The organism is Alistipes sp. i18-0019-D1 (genome assembly GCF_042852885.1).
GTDB lineage: Bacteria > Bacteroidota > Bacteroidia > Bacteroidales > Rikenellaceae > Alistipes.
Window position 1 is genome coordinate 1,782,198 of sequence record NZ_AP031424.1, and the last position, 24,245, is coordinate 1,806,442.

At 57.6% G+C, this 24,245-nt stretch carries 16 protein-coding genes; 12 read left to right on the forward strand and 4 right to left on the reverse strand.

The features are described 5' to 3' along the window. Positions 1–15 precede the first annotated feature (15 nt). From mraY to ACGHP5_RS07410, 5 genes are read left to right on the forward strand one after another with little or no spacing between them, the layout of a single operon-like run. Positions 16–1,260, forward strand: coding sequence for a phospho-N-acetylmuramoyl-pentapeptide-transferase (mraY, locus tag ACGHP5_RS07390; protein WP_390568278.1), 1,245 nt, complete (start codon positions 16–18; stop codon positions 1,258–1,260). A 1-nt stretch (position 1,261) separates the two neighbouring features. Then, entirely contained in the window at positions 1,262–2,611 is a 1,350-nt protein-coding gene (gene murD, locus ACGHP5_RS07395) for a UDP-N-acetylmuramoyl-L-alanine--D-glutamate ligase (protein ID WP_390568279.1), read from the forward strand. Positions 2,612–2,614: 3 nt separating this feature from the next. Further along, entirely contained in the window at positions 2,615–3,988 is a 1,374-nt protein-coding gene (locus ACGHP5_RS07400) for an FtsW/RodA/SpoVE family cell cycle protein (protein ID WP_390568280.1), read from the forward strand. Between the two features lie 9 nt (positions 3,989–3,997). Continuing rightward, complete coding sequence (locus ACGHP5_RS07405; protein ID WP_295903601.1) at positions 3,998–5,104, forward strand: TlpA disulfide reductase family protein; 1,107 nt, start codon at positions 3,998–4,000, stop codon at positions 5,102–5,104. A 1-nt stretch (position 5,105) separates the two neighbouring features. Further along, positions 5,106–5,501 carry an RNA-binding S4 domain-containing protein gene (locus ACGHP5_RS07410; protein WP_290532243.1) on the forward strand — a complete coding sequence of 132 codons (396 nt, stop codon included), beginning with the start codon at positions 5,106–5,108 and terminating at the stop codon, positions 5,499–5,501. A 346-nt stretch (positions 5,502–5,847) separates the two neighbouring features. Here the strand turns inward: ACGHP5_RS07410 and pth are convergent, their stop codons facing one another. The 3 genes from pth to galE form a co-directional block, all read right to left on the reverse strand. Continuing rightward, complete coding sequence (gene pth, locus ACGHP5_RS07415; RefSeq protein WP_337657096.1) at positions 5,848–6,411, reverse strand: aminoacyl-tRNA hydrolase; 564 nt, start codon at positions 6,409–6,411, stop codon at positions 5,848–5,850. Between the two features lie 9 nt (positions 6,412–6,420). Next, positions 6,421–6,993: a 50S ribosomal protein L25/general stress protein Ctc gene (locus tag ACGHP5_RS07420; RefSeq protein WP_290532245.1), complete on the reverse strand. Its 573-nt coding sequence runs from the start codon at positions 6,991–6,993 to the stop codon at positions 6,421–6,423. A gap of 208 nt (positions 6,994–7,201) precedes the next feature. Continuing rightward, on the reverse strand, positions 7,202–8,230 hold the full coding sequence (gene galE / locus ACGHP5_RS07425) for a UDP-glucose 4-epimerase GalE (protein WP_290532246.1): 1,029 nt from the start codon (positions 8,228–8,230) through the stop codon (positions 7,202–7,204). A gap of 225 nt (positions 8,231–8,455) precedes the next feature. Between galE and kbl the strand changes: the two genes are divergently transcribed. Further along, on the forward strand, positions 8,456–9,643 hold the full coding sequence (gene kbl / locus ACGHP5_RS07430) for a glycine C-acetyltransferase (RefSeq protein WP_337657097.1): 1,188 nt from the start codon (positions 8,456–8,458) through the stop codon (positions 9,641–9,643). Between the two features lie 10 nt (positions 9,644–9,653). Next, complete coding sequence (locus ACGHP5_RS07435) at positions 9,654–10,127, forward strand: Lrp/AsnC family transcriptional regulator (protein WP_290532248.1); 474 nt, start codon at positions 9,654–9,656, stop codon at positions 10,125–10,127. A gap of 151 nt (positions 10,128–10,278) precedes the next feature. Here the strand turns inward: ACGHP5_RS07435 and ACGHP5_RS07440 are convergent, their stop codons facing one another. Beyond that, positions 10,279–11,358, reverse strand: a complete 1,080-nt coding sequence (locus tag ACGHP5_RS07440) for a LacI family DNA-binding transcriptional regulator (RefSeq protein ID WP_290532249.1) — start codon at positions 11,356–11,358, stop codon at positions 10,279–10,281. 631 nt (positions 11,359–11,989) lie between these two features. Here ACGHP5_RS07440 and ACGHP5_RS07445 point away from each other — a divergent pair. From ACGHP5_RS07445 to ACGHP5_RS07465, 5 genes are read left to right on the forward strand one after another with little or no spacing between them, the layout of a single operon-like run. Continuing rightward, entirely contained in the window at positions 11,990–14,734 is a 2,745-nt protein-coding gene (locus ACGHP5_RS07445) for a glycoside hydrolase family 3 C-terminal domain-containing protein (protein ID WP_390568281.1), read from the forward strand. A gap of 16 nt (positions 14,735–14,750) precedes the next feature. Continuing rightward, complete coding sequence (locus ACGHP5_RS07450) at positions 14,751–16,997, forward strand: PL29 family lyase N-terminal domain-containing protein (RefSeq protein ID WP_390568282.1); 2,247 nt, start codon at positions 14,751–14,753, stop codon at positions 16,995–16,997. A 27-nt stretch (positions 16,998–17,024) separates the two neighbouring features. Then, the gene (locus ACGHP5_RS07455) at positions 17,025–19,304 is read left to right on the forward strand and encodes a PL29 family lyase N-terminal domain-containing protein (RefSeq protein WP_337755676.1); all 2,280 of its coding nucleotides are present in this window, start codon (positions 17,025–17,027) and stop codon (positions 19,302–19,304) included. A 21-nt stretch (positions 19,305–19,325) separates the two neighbouring features. Beyond that, positions 19,326–22,505 (forward strand): TonB-dependent receptor, encoded by a 3,180-nt coding sequence (locus ACGHP5_RS07460; RefSeq protein ID WP_337771360.1) that lies wholly within the window; start codon positions 19,326–19,328, stop codon positions 22,503–22,505. A gap of 11 nt (positions 22,506–22,516) precedes the next feature. Beyond that, complete coding sequence (locus ACGHP5_RS07465) at positions 22,517–24,232, forward strand: RagB/SusD family nutrient uptake outer membrane protein (protein ID WP_290532256.1); 1,716 nt, start codon at positions 22,517–22,519, stop codon at positions 24,230–24,232. The last annotated feature ends 13 nt before the right edge of the window (positions 24,233–24,245 follow it).

Here is a 24,245-nt window from a genome sequence, read left to right on the forward strand (position 1 = left end):
AAGCTATTATAAGACATGCTCTACCATCTTTTCAGGTATCTGGACGAGGTCTATGACTTTCCCGGCTCGGGAATGTTCCAGTACATCTCCTTCCGGGCCGCGGCGGCCATCATTCTGTCGCTGCTGATCGTCATTATCTTCGGACGTGCGATCATCGACTTCCTGCGCCGCAAGCAGATCGGCGAGGACATCCGCGACCTCGGGCTTCAGGGCCAGCTGCAGAAGAAAGGCACGCCCACGATGGGCGGCGTGATCATTCTCGTCGCCATCCTGGTCCCGATGCTGCTCGTCGGCAAGCTGGACAACGTCTACATCCAGTTGCTGCTCGTGTCGACCGTCTGGCTCGGTCTGATCGGCGGACTGGACGACTACATCAAGGTTTTCCGCCACAGGAAGGAGGGGTTGAAGGGCCGTTTCAAGATCGTGGGACAGGTGGGGCTCGGCATCATCGTCGGAACGACCATGTGGCTCTCGCCCGACATCGTCGTGCGCGAGAAGGTCACGCAGCCCGTGCAGACGGTCTATCTGAACGAGGACGGCACGGTGCTCGAAACCGTTCAGCGCCGCGTGGTCGTCAGTTCCGAGAGCCTCAAGACCACGCAGACGACCATCCCCTTCGTCAAGAACAACGAGTTCGACTACGGATGGCTGACGGGCGGGAACACCGTTGCCACATGGATTCTCTACGTGCTGGTCGCGATTTTCGTGGTGACGGCCGTGTCGAACGGCGCCAACCTCACCGACGGTCTGGACGGTCTGGCGACAGGCGTTTCGGTCCCGATCGTCGCCGTGCTGGGGGTGCTGGCCTATCTTTCGGGCCACATCGTCTACGCCGACTACCTCAATATCATGTATATTCCCGACAGCGGCGAAATGGTGGTCTTCGCCGCGGCGCTGGTCGGGGCGCTGGTGGGTTTCCTGTGGTACAACTCCTTCCCGGCGCAGATTTTCATGGGTGACACGGGTTCGCTGGCTATCGGCGGCGTGATCGCCGTTTTCGCGCTCTGCATCCGCAAGGAGTTGCTGCTGCCGCTGTTGTGCGGCGTCTTCCTGGTGGAGAGCTTTTCGGTGATGATGCAGGTCAGCTGGTTCAAGTACACCAAACGCCGCTACGGCGAAGGACGGCGCATCCTGCTGATGTCTCCGGTCCATCACCATTATCAGAAAAAGGGGATTTTCGAAACCAAGATCGTCCTCCGCTTCTGGATCATCTCGCTGCTGCTGGCGGCCATTACGCTGGTGACGCTGAAAATAAGATAATATGAAACAGATCGTCGTTCTGGGCGGTGGGATCAGCGGCTACGGTTCCGCGATCCTCGCCAAAAAGAAGGGGTTCGGGGTCTTCCTCTCCGATGCGGGGCGCATTGCCGACCGTTACAAGGCCAAATTGGACGAGTGGGAAGTCCCCTACGAGGAGGGAGGCCACACCGAGGAGCGCATTCTCGCGGCCACGGAGGTCGTCAAGTCCCCCGGCATTCCCGACACGGCACCGATGGTGCGCAAGATCCGCGAGGCGGGCATTCCGGTGATCTCCGAAATGGAGTTCGCGGGCCGCTATATGGGCAAGGCCAAATGTATCTGCATCACCGGGTCGAACGGGAAGACAACCACCACGTCGCTCATCTACAAGATCATGCGCGACGCGGGCATGAACGTGGCGCTCGGTGGCAATATCGGCGAGAGTTTCGCCTGGTCGGTCGCTACGGGCGACTACGATTGGTATGTGCTGGAGTTGAGTTCGTTCCAGCTGGACGGCATGTACCGCTTCCGGGCGCATGTCGGTGTGCTGATGAACATTACGCCCGATCATCTCGACCGCTACGACCACTGTTTTCAGAATTACGCCGATTCGAAAATGCGGATTACGCAGAACATGACTTCGCGCGACTGGTTCGTCTATTCGGGCGATGACGAGGTGATCTGGAACGAGCTTCCGAAGTATGATTTGAGGATGCGCCAGCTGCCCTTCGCGGCCAAGAATGCCGTGGCGAGCGGTGCGGGCGACGCGTTTCTCTGCGACGGGAAATTCACCGCAACGGCCGGGAAGGCGTCGGTGGAGATCGACACCGCAAAGTTGCAGATCAAGGGGCTTCACAACGCCTACAACGCCATGGCCGCGGCCCTCGCGACCCTTGCGGCGGGCGTCGCCCCGGCGAAGATCCGCAAATCGCTCTACGCCTTCGCGCCCGTCGAACACCGGCTCGAACCCGTGGCGGAAAAGGACGGCGTGCTGTGGATCAACGACTCGAAGGCCACGAACGTCGATTCGGTCTATTATGCGCTGGAGAGCATGACGCGTCCCGTGGTGTGGATCGCCGGCGGGACGGACAAAGGCAACGATTACGAACCGCTGAAGGCCTTTGCCCGGGCGAAGGTGCACACGCTGGTGTGCATGGGTCTCGACAATGCCAAACTGGTCCGGGAGTTCACGGGCGTGGTTCCGGAGGTGGTCTCGACCGATTCGCTCGAAGCGGCCATGACGGCGGCGAAGACCGCGGCGCGTCCCGGCGACGCGGTGCTGCTGTCGCCTGCCTGTGCGAGTTTCGACCTTTTCCGGAATTACGAGAACCGAGGCCAACTGTTCAAGAACTGGGTCGGAGAAAAAGCATAGACGATGGTGCGTGACGAGAGCAGATACGACGACCGGGCGACGGCGGAGGCGGCGCGCGACGCCGTGCCGCGCGGCAGTAGGCGGACTTCGGGGAGCGGTGACGCGGCCTTCGGCGAGGAGTGTGCCTGCGGGACGGGGACGGCCGGGAAATCGGGGTTCCGTCTCTTTACGGGCGACCGCGTGCTGTGGATCATCGTCGCCGCGCTGGCGGTGATCTCGGTGTTGGTGGTCTACTCCTCGACGGCCAAGATGGCCTACGACGCCCACACGGCCCGCACGACGGCGCATTTCCTGCGCCAGCAGCTGTTGCTGCTGGTCGTCAGCCTGCTGATCATGGTCGCCGTGCAGAAGATCAACTGCCGCATTTACAATCTTCTGGCCCGGCCGGCCTATTTTCTTTCGGTGGCGCTGACCGTCGCCGTCTATTTCATCGGAGCGACGACCAACGGCGCGGCCCGCTGGATTCCGCTCGGCCCCTTCCAGTTCCAGCCTTCCGAGGCGCTGAAGGTCGCCACGGTGCTGTTTCTCGCCCAGCAGCTCGCCGGGCGGCAGTCGAAGATCGACAAAATCCGCATCGTGCCGACGTGGAAGTTCTGGACGTGGCGTTCGTCGCCCGTGCAGCGGAAAATCTGGCGCGAGGGTACGCGCCCCATTCTGCTGCCGGTCGTCGTCTCGGCAATGGTGATCTTTCCGGCGCACACTTCGTCGGCCGTGCTGGTGTGTCTGGCTTCGTGGGTGATGATGCTCATCGGCCGCGTGCGTTTCGGGGAGCTGGTCAAGCTCGTGGGATGGGGCGTTGCGGCCATCGTCGTCATCATGACGCTGAACCTCGGGCGCAGCGAAACCGCCGAAGGGCGCGTCTCGACGTGGATTCACCTCTGGACCAAGTCGCAGACCGAGAAGCCCATCGAACACCTCTCCGACACGGAGCGTTCGATGATCGCCATTTACAACGGCGGTATCTTGGGCGAAGGAGCCGGGCAGAGCGCGATGCGCGTGGAGATGATCCACCCCGAGAGCGATTATGCCTACGCCTTTTTCGTCGAGGAGTACGGATTTATCCTGGCCGTGCTGCTGCTGATGCTTTATCTGTGGGTCTTTTTCCGGGGGATCGAGATATTCCGGCGGTGCGGAACCGCCTTTCCGGGACTGCTGGTGCTGGGGCTTGCGCTGTTGATAACCTGCCAGGCGCTGCTGCATATCATGGTGACGGTGAATCTGATTCCCGAGACGGGGCAGACCCTGCCGCTGATCTCCCGCGGCGGTTCGTCGATGCTCTTCACGATGATCGCCTTCGGGATGATCCTGAGCGTCAGCCGCCAGAACGACGAACAGTCGCACGACCGGCCGAAAAGCGAAACGTTGTACGAAAAGTAAGAGGACCCGATGAAACAGCTGCTCTGCCTGCTTTTTGCCGCGGTGGCCGTAACGGCCTGCGCTCCCGCCGTTCCCGCCGGCGAATTCCGGATTGTCGGAAAAATCGAAAACGTGCCCGACAGCGCGGTAGTACGTCTTTATGAGCCGCAGGGGCAAATGTTACGGGGAATGGCCGTGGATACGCTCGTTGACGGCCGTTTTTCCTTCCGGGATACGATTTCTTCCCCGAAGGCCCTTCAGGTCTGCCTGCATATAGGGGATTACCAGGGAGGGGTGCTCGATATTTGGGCCGCTCCCGGAAAATGTACGGAAATTCGCGGTGAGGGTGAGCAGGCGTGGCTTTGGGAAGTCGTGTCGGACATTCCGGAGCAGAGGGACGAGGATATTTACCGCGCCCTGGTCGAACCCGAGATTCGTGAATTGAACAGGTTTCAGGGGATACTCCAGCCGCAGGAACTTACCCGCTATATGGAATTGTGCGGACAAATATCGGAGAAGACCGTGCGTCATATGCAGACGGCCCCCGTTACGGAAGTCTGGATGAATAGGTTTGCCGAGTGTGCCCGGTTCTTGCTGTACGGAATCGGTACGGCCCACAAAGCGGAAATGCTCGCGCTTTACGACCGGATGACGGAAGAACAGCGTCAGTCTCCGACGGGCCGGCGGATCGACGCCTGCCTCAATCCGGTGGCGACGGTCGGCGTCGGGGACCGGATGGCGGACGGCGATCTTTATGACATCGACGGTGACGTGCATCATTTGGCGGAATTTTTGGGGAAATACATCCTGCTTGAGTTCGGGAGCAAAGGCTGTGGGGCGTGTCTGGAGGCGATTCCCGAATTGAAAGAGATTGCGGAACGCTGCAAAGATCGGGTTGCAGTTGTGAATATCAGCCTCGATCCCGAGCCGGAGTGGAAGGAGTTTATTGCCGAAAAGCAGTTGGCCGGAAACCAATGGAACGAACTTGTAGACGGAGATACCGGACTTGGGAGTCGTTATGGGGTAAAGGGGATTCCGCATTTCGTGCTGATCGCGCCCGACGGTCGGATTCAGGATGTATGGCAGGGTTACGGCAAGGGAAGCCTGCAGGAAAAAATAGCGGAAAACATCAAGTGATATGGAAGACATTCGATTGGATAAATACCTTTGGGCGGTGCGGGTGTTCAAGACCCGCAGCGATGCCGCTGATGCCGTGCGTACGAACAAGGTGACGGTGAACGGCGCTTATGCCAAGCCTTCGCGCGAGGTGAAAATCGGCGATGTGATCGCCGTGCGCAAAATGCAGGTGACCTATTCCTACAAGGTGCTCGACCTGGTGTCGAGCCGTCAGCCGGCGAAAAACGTGCCTCTTTACTGTCTCAACGTTACTCCGCAGGAGGAGCTGGACAAACTCAACGTCCCGCGCGAGACGATCTTCATCGTCCGCGACCGCGGTACGGGCCGTCCCACCAAGAAGGAGCGCCGCGAGCTGGACGGGCTGATGGATGAGATTTACTACGAGGAGGAGGAATAAAAACAGAGACCCGGCAGGAGCGCAACCCTGTCTTTTTCCTGAAGAATTCGGAAGGGAAAAAGAAGGCATCCTGCCGGGTTCTTTTTTCAGCGGAATCCGGCAGGTCCGCGCAAAACGAAAGGGCGGTGCCGAATCCTGAAATCTGAGGCTTTTGGCGGGCCCTGTAATCACCAAGAAACAGCACACACCCTTCCGGGGGTGCTGTACCTGTGATTACATAAAATTCGCCAAAATTTCAGATTTCGATACAACGTACTATGTCAAGAACGCAATAAAGTCATAACTTTACCCAAAGGTAAAGAAAAAAAACGGAAATGCAAAAAAAGCGGCCCGAAAGCCGCGTTTCCTATTTCTTGTTGAAATTGGTCATGGTCAACTGTGTTCCCACGGTCGCGAACGACCGGATGGCATCGACAAAGACTTTCAGCCGCTCGGGAAGGGCCTTCCGTTCCTCGTCGGTCCATTCGCCCAGCACGTAGTCTACCTGATGTCCCTTCGGAAAATCGCCGCCTACGCCGAAGCGCATCCGGGCATACTCCTCCGTTCCGAGCAGTTCGGAGATGTTCTTCAGTCCGTTGTGACCCCCGGCGCTCCCTTTCGGGCGCAGGCGCAACGTGCCGAACGGCAGCGCGATGTCGTCCGAAATGACCAGCAGGTTCTCCGGCGGAATCTTCCCGGCATCCATCCAGTAGCGGACGGCCTTGCCCGAGAGGTTCATGTAGGTCGAGGGTTTCAGCAACACCAGTGTCCGTCCCTTGTATTTCGCTTCGGCGATGTCGCCGTAACGGGCCGTCGTAAAAGCAGTGTTGGACGCCTCTGCAAGGGCGTCCAACACGTTGAAACCGATGTTGTGACGGGTTCCGGCGTACTCGGCGCCGATGTTCCCCAGCCCAACAATGAGGTATTTCATATTCCCGGCTTATTTCGCAGCCTCGGCAGCTCCGCGCGACGCACGGGTTACGCGAACGGCGCAGACGGCGGTCGTAGCGGGGGTGATGAACTTCAGGTTCTCGATATCGAGGTCGCCGACGAAGATGGTCTTGCCTACGCCCAGTTCCGTAACGTCCACGACGATTTCGTCGGGAAGGTTCTCGACCAGTGCGCTGACGACCAGCTTGCGGGCCGACAGAGTCAGCTTACCGCCGACCTTCACGCCCTCGGCGTTGCCGGTCAGGCGTACCGGAATGGCGATCGAAACGGGTTTGCCTTCGGCGATGCGGTAGAAATCCAGGTGGAGGATTTCCTCGCGTACGGGGTGGAACTGTGCCTCACGCAGCACGGCCTGCTCTTTCTTGCCCTCGATGTCGAACTCTACGATGTAGGAGTTGGGGGTGTAGATCAGGGGTTTGATCTCGCGGGGGTCTACCGAGAAGGTCTCGGTCTCGCCGTTGCCGCACAGTACGCAGGGGACCATGCCCTCGCGGCGGACCGCCTTGGCGGCCTTCTTGCCGAAATCGGCGCGTTTTACGGCCTTGACTGAAATGGTTTTCATAATGAAAAGTTTGTTTTTTAATGTGTTACCTTCGGCGGTTCTCAATGCGGCCTCTGCGGACCGCATCCCATTTCCGCCTGCTTTGGGAGCGCAAAGTTAGTGTAAATAATCGGAAATGAAAAATCAGCGGCCGAAAAATCGTCCTTTGCCGGAAAAACAAGAGGCGGAACCGTCGTTCCGCCTCTTGGGGATATGCTTTTGCGGCAGGTTATTCGATCCCGCGGATGTGTTTCTCCCATTTCCAGGCGGCGCGGAGCGTCTCGTCGAGCGTGCGCTCGGCCGTCCAGCCCAGTTCGGTGTTCGCCAGGGTCGGGTCGGCCCAGATGGCGATGATGTCGCCCGCACGGCGCGGCGCGATCTTGTAGCAGAGTTTCAAGTCGTTGACCTCCTCGAATTTATGCACCAGTTCCAGTACCGAGACGCCGCGGCCCGTGCCGACATTGAAAATCTCGTAGGCCTGCTTGTTCTTGTCGCCGGCCATGCGGTTGATTGCGGCCACGTGGGCTTTCGCGAGGTCCACGACGTCGATGTAGTCGCGGATGCACGACCCGTCGGGCGTCGGATAGTCGTCGCCGAAGACCGAGAGGCACTCGCGCAGTCCGGCGGCGGTCTGCGTGATGAAGGGCACGAGGTTCTGCGGCACGCCGCGCGGCAGTTCGCCGATCAGGGCCGAGGGGTGTGCGCCGATGGGGTTGAAGTAGCGCAGCGCGATGCCTTTCATGCCGGGGTAGGCGGCGAGCGAGTCGCGCAGGATGTCCTCGCACATCTGCTTGGTGTTGCCGTAGGGCGAGGTGGCCGGCTTGCGGGGCGTCTGTTCCGTCACGGGCTGCTTCTCCGGTTCGCCGTAAACGGTGCACGACGACGAGAAGACGATGTTCCGGCGGCCGAATTCACGCATCAGGCCGATGACGTTCATGAACGAGGTGAGGTTGTTGCCGTAGTATTCGAGCGGCTTCTGAACCGACTCGCCCACGGCCTTCGACGCCGCGAAGTGGATCACCGAGTCGAACTCGTACTGTTCGAAGACCTTGCGGAAAGCAGCCCGGTCGCAGCAGTCGACCTCGACGAAGGGAATGTCCACGCCCGTGATCTTGCGCACGCCTTCGACGGCGTTGAGGTCGCTGTTCGAAAGGTTGTCGACGATCACCACGTCGTAGCCGGCGTTGATGAGTTCCACGGAGGTGTGCGAGCCGATGTAGCCTGCACCGCCGCTGACCAATACACACGATTTTTTCATAGGTAGCTGGTTGTTATTTGAGCAACAAAGGTATTAAAAAATTATGCGGCGGCAAAAAAACGCCGCTGAAAAAAACATGCGGAAGCGTTGGAAACGGGTCGAATAACAAATTGTAACCCGGCGCGAGAAAAAAGCGTTCGGAAAGTGTCGGTTTTCGGAAATTTATCGTACATTTGTAACAGATCGACACTTTGCGCTCGGAATTTCATCAAAAAATTAACGGATATGTACGGGAAAATCAAGGAGTACCTGCAGCATGAACTCGCCGAAATCGAGGCCGCAGGGCTTTACAAACGGGAAAGGATCATCGCTTCGCCCCAACGGGCCGAAATCGAGGTTGCAGGTCGGAAGGTACTTAACTTCTGTGCCAACAATTACCTCGGACTATCGGACAACCCGCGGCTGATCGAAGCCGCCAAACGCGCCATGGACAACCGCGGTTACGGTATGTCGTCCGTGCGCTTCATCTGCGGCTGCCAGGACATCCACAAGGAGTTGGAAAAGGTAATAGCCGACTATTTCGGCACGGAGGACACGATTCTCTACGCCGCCTGCTTCGACGCCAACGGCGGCGTGTTCGAACCGCTCTTTACGGAGGAGGACGCCATCATCTCCGACTCGCTGAACCACGCTTCGATCATCGACGGCGTGCGTCTGTGCAAGGCCGTGCGTTACCGCTACGCCAATGCCGACATGGGCGAACTGGAAGAGTGCCTGAAGAAGGCGCAGGCCCAGCGGTTCCGCATCGTCGTTACCGACGGCGTATTCTCGATGGACGGCAACGCCGCACCGCTCGACAAGATCTGCGCCCTGGCGGAAAAGTACGATGCGCTGGTGATGGTCGACGAGTGCCATTCGGCGGGTGTGCTGGGCAAAACGGGCCGCGGCATCACCGAACTCTACGATCTGCGCGGGCAGGTGGATATCCTCACGGGTACGCTCGGCAAGGCCTTCGGAGGCGCCGTGGGCGGATTCACCACCGGCCGCAGGGAGATCATCGACATGCTGCGCCAGCGTTCGCGTCCCTACCTCTTCTCCAACTCGCTGCCCCCTGCCGTGGTCGGTGCCGGGATCGAGACCTTTAAGATGCTCACGGAGAGCCACGAACTGCACGACCGGCTGGTGGCCAACGTCGAACATTTCCGTGCCGGAATGATGGCGGCGGGTTTCGACATCAAACCCACCCAGTCGGCCATCTGCGCCGTGATGCTCTACGACGCCAAGCTGTCGCAGGAATTCGCTGCGAAATTGCAGGACGAGGGTGTTTTCGTCACGGGATTCTACTACCCCGTGGTCCCCAAGGGCCAGGCGCGTATCCGTGTGCAGGTCTCCGCGGGCCACACCACCGGGCAGCTCGACCGCTGTATCGCCGCCTTCACGAAGGTCGGCAAAGAACTGAACGTAATCAAATAACCCTACCGCTATGGCTAAAACCGCATTGGACGCGATCGACCGCAAGATCCTCAAATACCTCATCAAGAACGCACGTATGCCTTTTCTGGAGATCGCCCGCGAATGCGGCATCTCCGGCGCCGCCATCCACCAGCGCATCCGTAAACTCGACGAGTCGGGCGTGATTCTCGGGAGCCGTCTGATCGTCGACCCCAAGATGATGGGCTTCGACGTCTGCGCCCACATCAGCATCACGCTCAAGGACCCGCAGCTGCTGACCAAGACGGTCGAGGAACTGAAGAAGGTCCCCGAAATCGTGGAGTGCCACTTCATCACGGGTAAAGGCAACATCCTCGTGAAACTCTACTGCGTGGACAACGAACATCTCATGCGCACGATCTTCAACAGCATCCTGCGCATCCAGGGACTCGCCACGACCGAGACCTACATTTCATTGCAGGAGGTGTTCCAGCGCGAGGTGAATATCGACTTTATAGACGAATGATCCTTCCGGATCTTCGAATGGAAAAAGGAGCGGATTTACCCGCTCCTTTTTTATATACCGTCGGGCCTTTTGTCGCGGTCGCGCAAACGGAGGACTCTCTGACGTGCATCTGCAACGTATCGATGAGCCGTATTCCGGTATCTGTAATGCTTTATTTGTAATAGGGTAGATTTTCCTGCATTACTATGTCGATGGGCATCGTATAATGATTGCCCTTGCCTTCCTGTTTGTAAATCAGATGCTGCATCATCTCTTTGATGGCGTTGAACCCTTGTAATTCAGGCCTCTGGCAGAGAAGTGCCGTTATCGATCCGTTTTTGATACATCTTATGTTGTTGGACGTCAGGTCGAAGGAGATGATGATAATATCGTCGATTCCCTTTTTTCGGAGAATGTCTGCGATGATGTATCCCCGGGAGTTCATCACGGCGATGCCCCGGATGTCCCTGTTAGCCCGGATGAATTCCACGATGCTCTTTTCGTTCTCTTCCGGATTGAGCACCGAAAACGATGCTTCCCGGATCCGATCGGTAAGACCTGACCTGGCCATGTAGTCCTTGAATCCGCGGCGTCTTTCGAGCGATGTGCTCGCCCGTTCGTTGCCGGTGCGCTGTGCCCCGAGAATGGCGACGGAACCCTCTTTGGCCGACATCGAGTGCAGGAGTTTTCCCAGGAGGAAGCCGCAGGTGTAGTGGTCGGTCGTGAAAGTTGCGATAGGACGGGTGTCCGGAATTACGGAATCGACGAAGATATAGGGAATGTTCGCTGCATCAAGCCTGTTGCACAGTTCCTGGGTTTCCTGGACGAAGGTCGGGCCGATGATAACGGCGTCGGGTTCTTGGTCGGAGATGCTGTTGAATGCGGATTTGCAGGAATATATGTCGTACTGGTTGTAGTAGGCGTAGTTGCAGGAGATATTGATGTCCGAATACTCTTCGATGGCGTGCTCGATACCCGACTGGATGGAACTCCAGTACTCTCCGGGACTGGCGACGGGGGTGGTGACAGTGATCCTGAAAGTCTTTCGGCAGGAGATGGCCGAGATGTGGAGGTTGAACTTGTAGTTTACTTCGGCCAGTACCCGCTCCACGGATTCCCGGCTCGTCCGGGAGACGTTGCCCCGGTTGTGCAGGATTCGGTCGACGGTCCCGGCGGAGACGCCGGCCATCTTTGCAATATCTTTGATTTTTATCTTCTGCCGTACCATCTGTATCTGTCTTTCAGGATTCATCCGCTGCAAATTTATCACAAATTATTTTGCTTTTCAAAAAAAATGGTTACATTTGCAAGGTGTGTACGAACACAGTTGGCTGAAAAGCTGTGAAGAAGCAGGGGATTGGAGGGTTTATGATTTTGAATATCTGTAATATAATTGTTTTTTCTTCTGTTGATTTCGACAGGAGTTTGATATGGCGCCTGTGTTCGATTTTCTTTATCGCTTCGCTAGGGTGTTTCATTCGGATTTCCGGAACCGCAATTTCCCCCCCCCGTTAACGCGGCTTTCCGATACGCCTTACATTCGATCTGAATATTCATTCCGACCGGTATTTCGTGAAGACATCTTCCTGTTCTCTGGGGAGGATGGAAAAAATCGGTTATACACGCATGGTAATTTCTGTGTAACCGAATCTTCCGAATCGCTCCGGGAAAAGGATCGCTTGTCTCAGGGTTGCGTTTCTTTTGTTTTCCGAAGTATGATTTTGCCCGTAGCCGGATCCGGCGTACGGAGATCCTTTGTTGCCGCAGTGCGCTCATTTTGGCGTTTATTTCGTGTACGAACACATTTTGTTCTGATTTCAGGCCCTCCGATAAGGCGGTTTTCCGGCCAGTTTTCCATCTTCTGAAAAACCAAAACCCAACCTATGATAAAACTTTACCTACTACTGACCGTCAACCTATTTACGATTTGTTTCTGTGCGACTGCTTCCGCGCAGAAGGTTCCTGCCGAAACCTACATAGACTTTAACAAGAACGGCAGGATGGATGTCTACGAAGATCCCTCGGCAGACGTGGAAGATCGCATCGAGAATCTGCTTGCACAGATGACGCTCGATGAAAAGACCTGCCAGATGGTAACCCTCTATGGCTATTTGCGCGTGCTTCAGGATGATCTGCCTACGCCCGAATGGAAAACCAAGCTCTGGAAAGACGGAATAGGTGCGATCGACGAACACCTCAACGGATTTCGCGGATGGGGCGTTCCCGTCTACGAAAGCCCCTATTTATGGCCGGCATCCAAGCATGCCTGGGCACTCAACGAGGTGCAGCGCTTTTTTGTCGAAGAGACCCGGCTGGGCATTCCGGCGGATCTCACCAACGAAGGCATTCGCGGTGTCGAGGCTTATCGGGCGACCAATTTCCCGACCCAGCTCGGGCTGGGGCATACCTGGAACCGTGAGCTGATCCGCCGCGTGGGGTATATCACGGGACGCGAGGGACGCCTGCTCGGTTACACCAATATCTATGCGCCCATTCTCGATGTGGGGCGGGACCAGCGCTGGGGCCGTTATGAGGAGGTCTACGGCGAGGATCCGTATCTGGTGGCCGAACTCGGCGTGCAAATGGTGCTCGGGCTTCAGCAGGATTACCAGGTTGCCGCTACTTCGAAGCATTACATCGCCTATTCCAACAACAAGGGCGCCCGGGAGGGCATGTCGCGCGTCGATCCCCAGATGCCGCCGCACGAGGTGGAGAATATCCACGTCTATCCGTGGCGCGAGGTTATTGCCCGGGGCGGCCTGCTCGGAGTGATGAGTGCCTACAACGATTACGACGGCTATCCGATCCAGAGCAGCGGCTACTGGCTCGGCGAACGGCTCCGCAAGGATTTCGGATTCAGGGGTTATGTGGTTTCCGACAGCGATGCGGTCGAATATCTCCATACCAAACACCGTGTTTCGCCGGATATGAAAGAGTCCGTTTATCAAAGCGTTATGGCAGGCCTGAATGTGCGCTGCACGTTCCGCTCCCCGGACAGTTATGTGCTGCCGCTGCGGGAACTGGTTCGTGAGGGACGCATTCCGATGCGTGTCATCGACGAACGGGTGCGGGACATTCTCCGGGTCAAATTCCTCGTGGGGCTTTTTGATAACCCTTATCAGACGGATTACGAGGCTGCGGACCGGGAAGTGGACGGGCCGGAGAACAACGCTGTTGCGCTTCGTGCTTCCCGTGAGTCCCTCGTGCTGCTCAAAAATGCGGGCAACACCCTTCCGCTCGACGCTTCGCGGTTGAGACAGGTGGCCGTAATCGGTCCGAACGCCGACGAAACTGCATTCGTGCATACCCATTACGGACCGCTCGCCACGGAGGCCGTATCGGTTTACGAGGGGTTGTCGAAGGCCCTCGGAAACAAGGTTCGCGTCGTTTATGAGAAAGGCTGCGAACTGGTCGATGCCGATTGGCCGCTTTCGGAGATTCTGCCCACGGAACCGGCGGAAGAGGAACTTGCGATGATCCGCAGGGCGGTCGAAGCGGCACGGGCGAGTGATGTGGCGGTTGTGGTGGTGGGCGGCGGCCCGCGGACCTGCGGGGAGAACAAAAGCCGCACGAGCCTCGACCTGCCGGGGCGCCAGGAACTTTTGCTGCGGGAGGTGCATAAGGTCGGCAAGCCGATGATCGTCGTGCTGATCAACGGACGTCCGCTCTCGATCAACTGGGCGGCGGCTCATGCCGACGCGATTCTCGAAGCGTGGTATCCCGGGTCGCACGGTGGTACTGCGATCGCCGAGGCGCTGCTCGGGGAGTATAATCCGGGCGGCAAGCTTACGGTGACCTTTCCCAAGACCGTGGGGCAGATACCTTTCAATTTCCCTGCGAAGCCCAATTCCCAGGTCGACGGGCCTCGGAAACCAGGCTTGGACGGCAATCAGTCGCGCATCAACGGGGCACTCTACGATTTCGGTTTCGGGTTGAGTTATACGACTTTCGCCTATTCGAATCTCGAACTTTCGGACCGGGAAATCCGGCCCGACGAGTCGTTCGAGGTGGCGTTCGACATTACCAATACAGGCTCCCGGCGGGGCGACGAAGTGGTGCAGCTCTACGTGCGCGACTGTATCAGTTCGATCACGACCTATGAAAAAACGCTCAAGGGCTTCGAGCGCATCGGCTTGGAGCCGGGCGAGAAGAAACGGGTGAGGATGACCCTCACGCCGAAGGACCTTTCGCTGCTCGATGCCGCGATGCAAAGGGTCGTGGAGCCGGGTGAATTCGACATTCTGGTCGGCGCCTCTTCGACGGACATCCGCCTTGCCGGCCGTATCCGGGTCGTGGACGGCGCAGGCGCAGCGGCGGAGCCATCCGCAGCGGCGGAAATCCGTTTCCCGGCGACTGTCGCCCGGGGCGGGGAGGTAACCCTTCCGGTGCGGGACGACCTGGACATCGGCGGACTGACCATCCGCTGGAGCCGGGGAACCGACTGCGCGTTCGAAATACTTATTTCCGACGGCGGAGGGCAGTTCCTGCCCGTTTTCTCGGGGAAAGCCGCGGGACGGGGCGTGCAAGAGTGTGTGTTCGAACCGACCAAGGCGAGCGAAGTCCGGATCAGCGTTGTCCGGGGTAAGGGTGTCGTTGCCGGTGTCGAAAACGAAGCGATCCGAAAATAACCTTAAAGCTTATCATATGAAAAAAACTGCTACCATTCTATGTGCGCTGGCGTTTCTGGGACTCGGTGTCTCGTCGTGTTCCGATCTGGGAGATCTCGAAAATGATCTTTCGGACCTCGACGGACGAATCGAAGCCCTCGAAGCCCGGATGAAGAGCTTGAACGAGAGCGTCGAGGCTATCGGCGCGCTTACCCGCGCTACTACGGTCAACAGCGTGACGTTCGAGGACAATGTCTATACCGTCGTTCTCTCGGACGGGACCGAACTGACGCTCACGGTCGGGGAGGCCGGTGTGGGGAACGTCCCGCTGATTACCGTCGACGACGACGGGTTCTGGATGGTCGACTACCGTGACGGCAAGGGTGCGGTCTACCTGACCGATAACGGCCGCAAATTCTGTTCGACCGGGAAGGATGCCGTAACCCCCGTGTTCAGCGTGGACCCGGAGGGCTATTGGATGATGGATTACGGCGACGGCCCGGTACATGTCCTGGATTCCAAGGGCGGCAAGGTTCTGGCGACCTCCTCCGAGGAGACCCTCGACCCGCTTTTCGAGGAGGTCGTTTATGATAAGGCGGCTGGGACGCTGACGGTGACTCTCCGGGCCGACGGCCGCAAAATCTCGCTGCCCGTCGTTCCCGATTTCCTGCTGGCGCTCTCGAACGCCGACGGACTTCAGCTTTTCGATTACGGGCAGACGAAAGTCTTTCCGGTGCGGAGCAAAGGCGTGGGCGACGCTATAGTGCAAACGCCTCTCGGATGGTCGGCCGTGCTCGAAGAGGGTTCCTTCTCCGTCACGGCTCCGATTCGGACCCGCTCGACCCCGATTGCCGATTCGGACACCGATGTGGTGATCGTGGCGCAGTCCGCCTCGGGCAGATACATCAGCGTCTCGAAGGTTCGCGTATCGCTTTCCGATGCCGAAATCGACCTTGATCCCCGGGCTGCGGTAACTCCCGACGGGGTTCCGACCGCCACAACCCTCGGGTTTCTCGTGACGCTCGAAGAGGCGACTTCGTATAAGTACATTCTCCGGAAGAACCGCGAAGCCGTTCCCGCTTACGATGAAGTGAAGGAGAGCGGTATCGAGTCTTCCGAATCCCGCTTGCTTTTGGAGGAACTCGATCCGAGGACCGGCTATACGCTCTATCTCATCGCCTGCAACGGGGATATTCATGCTCCGGAACTGGTGACTGCCTCCGCAACCACGGCGAATCCGGATTATGCCAGCTATTACGCGGCTTACGAGAGCGGTGCGGAACTGGAGATTGGCGGACTGGTCGTCAGCAAAGCCGTTTTCGGGGAAGCCACGCTGCTGACCGAGGAGACGAAGACCATTACGGCGGACGGCGTTTACTTCGTACCCGACGGCGTGACGGCGACGTATGCTTCGGGGACGCGGAATACGCTGATCGTCATCGGAGACAATCCATCGGGACGGGGCGAATTCACGATCACGACTACCCGGATAACCTTCAATCCCACCAACCGGGGGCATTTCGTCCTGTTCAACTTGCATTTTGGGCTCTCCACCGCGAACGGCGAAGGACAGATACTGTTTTATCCGAACAGTACGGCCGGCGGCATGATGCAGACCGTGGCGATGGAGGACTGCGACCTGGATCTGACGGGTTTCCAGGGGTTCTCGTTTACAGCGTCCAGGACGGCCGATACGCCGATCGGCATTGAAAACGTATCGTTCGTCGATTGCGACATAAACGTCGGCCCTTCGACCCGGTTCGGTTACTTCTTCCAGTACCGCGAGCATGGCTCGATCGGCAGCGCCGTCTTCCGGAACAACGTCATCTGGAGCGGCAATGCCGCCAATGCAACGCGTATTTTCAACCTTTCGATGGGGCAGAGCGAGGCTCAATATGCCGTCGCCGCGCCGGTTGGAAGCCTCGAATTCGAACGCAATACGTGGATCAATTGCAAGCCGTCGGTCATCAACATCGTGAAGAACGTCGGCCGTCTGGTCATCCGGAACAATCTTTTCTACGGTACAATCACGCAGCACACGCCTTTCATCACCTACGAGGCGGGATGCGTGCCGTCATCCGGTGAAATCGCCGACAATCTGGGTTACAATACGAACGGGACGGGTACTCCCTATTGGAAGGCCGTCAACAACAGTTTTCTGTTTCCGGGTTCCAGAGAATTCTCCATGACCAAGGAGAATCCTTTCGGCGGAGGTCGGTTCGATACGGCGACGGGTGTTTTCGTTCCGGGTGCGGCCTACGCCTCTTACGGCGCCCGGCGGTAAAATGTATGAATCAGAAATTATGCAAAGATGAAACGAATCTTTTCAACGATCCTGTTCGCCGCGGCTCTGGCGGGGCTGGTGGCGTGTGCGGACATCGACGGACTCCGGTCCGATGTCGACGACCTCAAATCGAGGGTGACGGCACTCGAAAAGCAGGTGGATATTTTTAACGGGAATATCGAGACACTGCAGCTTCTTGCAACTTCTTCGACCATCAATACCGTGACCGAGACGGCCGTCGGTTACGAACTGCTGATGAGCAACGGCCGGATCATCACGCTGAAAAACGGGGCCGACGGCGAGGGGGTCACACCGATCCTCTCCATCGATGCCGAGGGGTATTGGATGGTCGATTACCGGGACGGAGAGGGTTTCAGACCCATTTTCCGCGACGGTGAAAAGGTGAAGGCCGTCGGACTCGACGGCGTGACCCCCGTCTACGGCGTCGACGCCGAGGGGTATTGGACGATCGATTGCGGCGGCGGCCCGGTGAACGTGCTCGATGCGCAGAACAACAAGGTGAAGGCGACGGCGGAGTCCAGCGTGGGCAATCCGTTTTTCTCCTCTGCCTATTACGATGAAGCCGGGGAAACGTTCGTAGTGGAGCTTCGGGACGACGACAAAACCGTTCTGAACATTCCTGTCGTCGATAATTTTCTCTTTTCGATCTCCGACGCCTCCGGGGAACAGCTATTCAAAGCCGGCGAGACAAAGATCTATCCGATTGTGAAAAAAGGCGTCGGCGCGACGGTGGTCACCAGACCCGAAGGGTGGACCGTGCGTCTCTCCTCCTCTGAAATCGCCATAACCGCACCTGCGCAGGACGGCAGGACGCGGGGCGCGGTCGCCGACACGCGCACGGACGTGGCCGTATTGGCGTATTGCACGTTCGACGACTATGCGACGATCACCAAAGTGAAGGTTTCGCTCGAAGGGGCTTCCGGCACTCACGATCCCCGGGCTTCGATCTACGAGGAAGGCGAGGTCACGACTTCCGAGATCGGCTACACCGTGACGCTGTCGGATGCGACCTCCTATAAATACGTGTTCCGCAAGACCTCGGAGGGCGCTCTCACGCTGGAGGAGGTCGCCGAACAGGGAACTCCTTCCGAGGAAACCGCCTTGCGCTTTCAGGGATTGGAGGCACGGACCGAATATACCCTCTATGTGTTGCCTTACCATGAGGAGACCGCCGGGACCGAATTGGCGACCTGTACTATCCGCACGGCAGAACCCGTCTATACGAGTTATTACGAGGCGTATAATGCCGGCGAAGTGCTGACGGTCGGCGGGCTGGCGATCAGCAAATCCCTTTTCGGGGAAGCCGTGCTGCTGACCGAGGAGACGAAAACCATCAAGACGGATGGCGTTTACTTCGTGCCCGACGGCGTGACGGCCGCGTATGGCAGCGGCGCCGGCAAGCGGGGGAACCTGATCGTTGTCGGGGATAACCCGTCGAAGCGGGGAGAGTTCGCTTTTGTCGGAACGGTGACCCGGATTGATTTCGATCCGGCCCGGGGCGGGAATTTCGTGCTCTGCAACCTGCATTTCAAACTGGCTACGGACAGCGGCCAGGGGCAGATTCTCTTCTTCCCGAACAACGAGAGCGGCGGCACGATGAATACGGTGGCGTTCGAGAATTGCCGGTTGGACCTGACCGGATTGCAGGGGCTTTCGTTTACCACCGATACCCGGTCGGAAAGTACGGGAATCCGTCTCGAGAACGTTTCGTTCGTCGACTGCGATATTTGTGTCGGCACCGACACGAGGTTCGGTTACTTCTTCCAGTACCGGAAACACAATTCGTTCGGGAGTTTCATTTTCCGGAACAATGTGGTCTGGAGCGGTTCCACGACGAATGCGGCGCGCCTGATCAACGGCGTGAACAGTGCATCCGCCGCTGACTTTGCCATCGGAAGTCCGGTTACGAACCTGGAGATCGAAAACAATACCTGGATCAACTGCAAGGGAACGCCGGTTTGCTATGTGAAGAGCGTGGGAAATTATGTGCTCCGAAACAACATTTTCCATGCGGCGATCACGAGCTATACGCCGGTTCTCCGTTATTCGGAGACGACCGAACTCAACGGTGCGCCCGTGACGGGGGCAGTCTGCGACAATCTCGGTTATGTCAACGGCTCGGCCGCCGTCTGCTGGAAGGCCGCCAATCCCAATACGCTCGATCTCGACGGTTACGTGCAGATTGTGAATTGTCCGGCCGATCCCTTCGACGGGGGCAGATTCGACACGGCAGAGGGCATTTTCGTTCCGAATGCGGACTATGCCTCTTATGGCGCTCAAAGGTAGTAAATGCAAAAAATAGAAATTATGAAAAGACTGATAAGCGTTTTTTCGCTATTGATGATATGCTGTCCGCTGCTTCTCCGGGCCCAGCATGTCGCCGTGACCGGAAAGGTCACGGATACTTCCGGGGCGCCCGTCGTCGGGGCGACGGTCTATCAGGACGGAAAGACCTCCAACGGTACTGCGACGGACGCCAAAGGCGTTTACCGCATATCCGTTCCCGGGAACGCTACGCTGGTCTTCTCCTACCTCGGCTATCGGACCGAGTCGGTGAAGGTGGCGGGGAAGACGAAGGTGGATGTGGTGCTTGAGGAGGACAAACTGACACTCGATGCCGTCGAGGTCGTGAGCGTGGGCTACGGATCGGTGGCGCGGCGGGACCTTACCGGGTCGGTCAGCAAGGTCGAGATGGACGAGTTGTTGAAAACCACCAACTCGAATTTCGACCGGGCCATTGCGGGCAAAATCGCCGGCGTGGTGGTCACCAGCCCCGACGGACAGATCGGCGCCGAGGCGAATATCACCATTCGCGGTAACAACTCTCTGACGCAGAGCAACGCTCCGCTTTATGTCATCGACGGTTTCCCGACCGAGAGTTCGATGGCCGTGGCGCTGAATCCTGCCGACATCGAGTCCATCGACGTGCTGAAGGATGCTTCGGCGACGGCTATTTACGGCGCCCGCGGCGCCAACGGCGTCATCGTCATCACGACCAAGCAGGGCGTGGAGGGCCGGGCGAAGATCAATTTCTCCGCCAATTGGACCGCCAGCAAGATTCTCAACAAACCCGAGATGATGGATGCTTACGAATTCGCGGGTTACATGTTCGACTACCTCGATGTACTCGGCTCGACCTCGAATCCGTACAGCCGGAATCCCGACGATCCTTCGCATCCCTATACGGTGGAAGATTATGCTCGTGTGAAAGGGGTGGACTGGCAGGACAACGTCTACCGGACAGCGCTTATGCAGCAGTACAACGTTTCGATTTCGGGCGGCAGCAAGACCGCCGGAAACCGCTACAACGTCAGTCTCTCGGCGTTGGATCAGGACGGCATCATCGTCAACTCCAATTTCCAGCGTTACCAGGGCAAGGTCAATTTCTCGCAGAACATAGGCAAGAAGATTCGTATTGACCTGAATGTCAATTATTCGAGGTCGGTGACCAATGGCATGAATCCGACCAGCCCCTCTTCGCAGCAGACCGCTTCGAGCTGGTTTATCTACTCGCTGTTGGGGTATCGCCCGATCAAGCCGCTCTATCTGATGAAGGACGGCGGTTCGATGCTCGACGAATATATGGATGAAAACCTGGACGACAGTTCGGACTACCGGTTCAATCCGGCGAAGACCGTCCGGAACGAGTATCGGAAGAATATGCTGGATTATCTGGCTGCCAACGGGGCTTTCAACTACGAAATCATCCGCGGACTCAAGCTCAAGATTTCCGGCGGATATACGATCAACAACCGTAAGCGCGAGGAGTTCAACGGTTCGCAGACCGCGACCGGATACTCCGGTTCCCGGGCGGGCAAAGGCATCAACGGAGGTGTCTATTACACCAATACGACTTCGTGGCTCAACGAAAACACGCTGACCTGGGACAAGCACGTCCGCAATGCCCACCACCTCCAGTTGCTCGGCGGTTTTACGCTTCAGGGGCAGAATCAGTCCTATCAGGGTGTCGCGTCGAACAATATGACGACCGAGTCGCTCGGTGTGAACGGGCTTCATACGGGCGATTACCAGACGGTGACACCCTACGAGTACGACTGGATTCTGATGTCCGCCCTGTTCCGCGTCAACTACAATTACAAGTACAAGTATTACCTCACAGCTTCGTTCCGCGCGGACGGCTCCTCCAAATTCCCGGTGAACAACCGCTGGGGGTATTTCCCGTCGGTGGGCCTCTCCTGGAATTTCAACCGTGAGAACTGGTTCAAGGGCGCTTCGTGGCTGAGTACCGGTAAACTCCGCGCTTCGTGGGGCATGACGGGCAACAACCGTACGACCACGCCCTATGATTTTTACAGCCAGATCACGACCCTGCCGGGAAGTACGTCGAGCATGGACTATGTCTTCGGCGGGCAGATCGTTCCGGGCTATTACCCGTCGAACATGAGCAACGACCAACTCAAGTGGGAGACGACCGAGCAATACAATGTCGGACTCGATTTCGGCGTATTCGACAACCGTTTGAAACTGACGGCCGACGTCTACCTGAAGAATACTCGCGACCTGCTTCTTTCGGCGACCATTCCGGCGACATCGGGGTATCAGACCGCGATGCTCAATGTCGGCTCTATGCGGAACAAGGGTCTGGAGCTGACGCTCGACGCCGTTCCTGTCAGGACCCGGAACTTCAGCTGGAGCGTGAACTTCAACATCGCCTTCAACCGCAATACCGTCACCGCGCTGAACGACAACCAGTATTCGCTATTTTCGAAGATCAACTGGAACATGGACTATAACAGCCAATATCCCTACATCACCCAAGTCGGGAAATCCACGGGCCTGATATACGGTTATCTCTACGAAGGAACTTATAAGGCGGAGGAATTCAATAATGGTACGAGCCTTAAGGCCGGGATTCCTTACCTGAAGAGTATCAGCCGGGAGAGCCTTCGTCCGGGTGACCCCAAATATTCCGACATCAACGGCGACGGCGTCATCGATGACAACGACCGCACGGTGATCGGACGGGGACAGCCCATTCATACGGGAGGTTTCTCCAACACGTTCGATTTCTACGGGTTCGATCTCAACATCTTCTTCCAGTGGAGCTACGGCAACGATGTGCTGAATGCCAACCGCTACGTTTTCGAGGCGGGCCGGAAGGGCGATCTCAACCAGTACAGGAGCTATCTGAACCATTACGATGCGGAGCGGAATCCGAACAGCGACATCCCGAGAATTTATGCCAAAGGCGTATACGAATACTCCGGGCGTGTCGTCGAGGACGGTTCCTACCTGCGGCTGAAAAACATTACGCTGGGTTACACGCTCCCGAAGAAGGTGTTGAGGAAGATGCATTTCGACACGATGCGCATTTACCTCTCGCTGGATAACGTCTGCACCTGGACGAACTATTCCGGCGTGGATCCCGAGGTCTCGACCCGGAATTCCGTTCTGACTCCGGGGTTCGACTGGTCGGCCTATCCGCGGGCATTCAGCGTTACGGGCGGAATTTCATTCACTTTTTAATCGGAAAGACCATGAAAAGAATCGGAAAAATAGCGGTACTGGCCGTGACGACGTTGACGGCGGCTTCGTGCAGCCTGCTCGACGTCGAGCCGACCGTCATCATGAAGGATACATATTACAATACGGAGCAGGAGGTCCTGCACGGGCTGGCCGGAGTCTACGGGGCGATGAACAACGAGGACTTCTACGGAAGCAACTATTCGATCATCTGCTCGCTGAACGACGATTTGTCTTATTGCCGGGCGTCGTCGGCGACCTATCAGATCGACTTCCTGGAGCATAGCGCCGGGTCGATCGAGGTTTATAACCTCTGGACCGCCATCTATAAAGGGGTCAAGAACGCCAACGCTTTTATGAACGCGATGCGGGATTCGGACCTGGATCCCGACGGGTTCTACTATCACGAAGGTCGTTTCATGCGCGCCTATTACCACTTTCTGCTTGCGCAGTGCTGGGGTGACGTGCCCTTGCTGGACTTTGAGAACACGAGCGCCCAGAAACTGCATATCGCCAAGACGCCGCAGTACGACGTGCTTAAATGGGTGATCGACGAAATGGATGCGTGCCTGGATTATCTGCCCGAGACTCTGGACAATGCACCTTCCCGGGTAACGCGTACGACGGCGGAGGGCATTCTGGCCCGGGTTTGCCTTTTCACGGCCGGGGCTACGGTCGACCGGGGTGCGGACTCTGCGGACGACTACTACAAAAAAGCGATGGATTACAGTTGGGCGGTTATCGACAGCGGGCTTCACGACCTTAATCCGGACTATTCCGACGTCTTCATCAGGATGATTTCGGATAAATACGACACCCAGTACCGGGAGTCGATGTGGGAAGTCGAGTTCAAAGGCAACCGCGAAGATGCGAACAACTGGACGAACGGTCGGATCGGGGAGTTGAACGGTCTGCAAAGTTCTCCGAGCGGAAATTACGACCAGTGCAAGTGCAACTATTCCTATGCGCGCTACAACGGTTCGCTCTATCTGTGGGACCTCTATTGGCAGACGGACCGCACCGACGACGAGCAGGCTCAGAAGACGATTTCGGATGTGCGCCAGAACTGGAATATGCCGCCGTACAATTATGCCGGGTCGACAGTCGTCGGGCCTTACGATGATCCGGATGGCGGGAAAACCACCTGCACGGCCGGTATCGACAAAACGCCTTATGTTTACAGCGGCGTTGCGACTTCGGCCGATCCCACGGTCGGCGGAGGCATGCGCAACTGCGGCAAATTCCGGCGGGAGACCGTTTATGAGGGGGTTCGCTCCTCTCCGAGCCTTTACAATCAGATCAATTTCCCGATTCTGCGTTATTCGGACGTTTTGCTGATGTACGCCGAGGCTTATAACGAGTACAACAAAACCCCTTCCGAGGATGTTTACGGTTATGTGGTGAAGGTCCGCAACCGGGCGAAAATCAAGACGCGCCCCTATTCGGAATACACTTCCTATGCGGCGTTCCGGGAGTTCGTGCGCAACGAAAGAGCCCGAGAACTCTGTTTCGAGGCGATTCGGAAATACGACCTCATCCGTTGGGGCATTTTCGTCGGACAGTTGAAGAAATATGCCGAGTGGAGTCAGGACATTCGCTGGGCGGCGACGGGCAACACCGCAGCCCAGGCGGCCCGTCTGGCTACCGTGCGGGAACGGCACATCGTGCTGCCCGTGCCTTCGATCGAAATCGGCGTGAATCCCAGCCTGAAGCAGCATCCTCTTTGGTAAACAGCAAATGAAC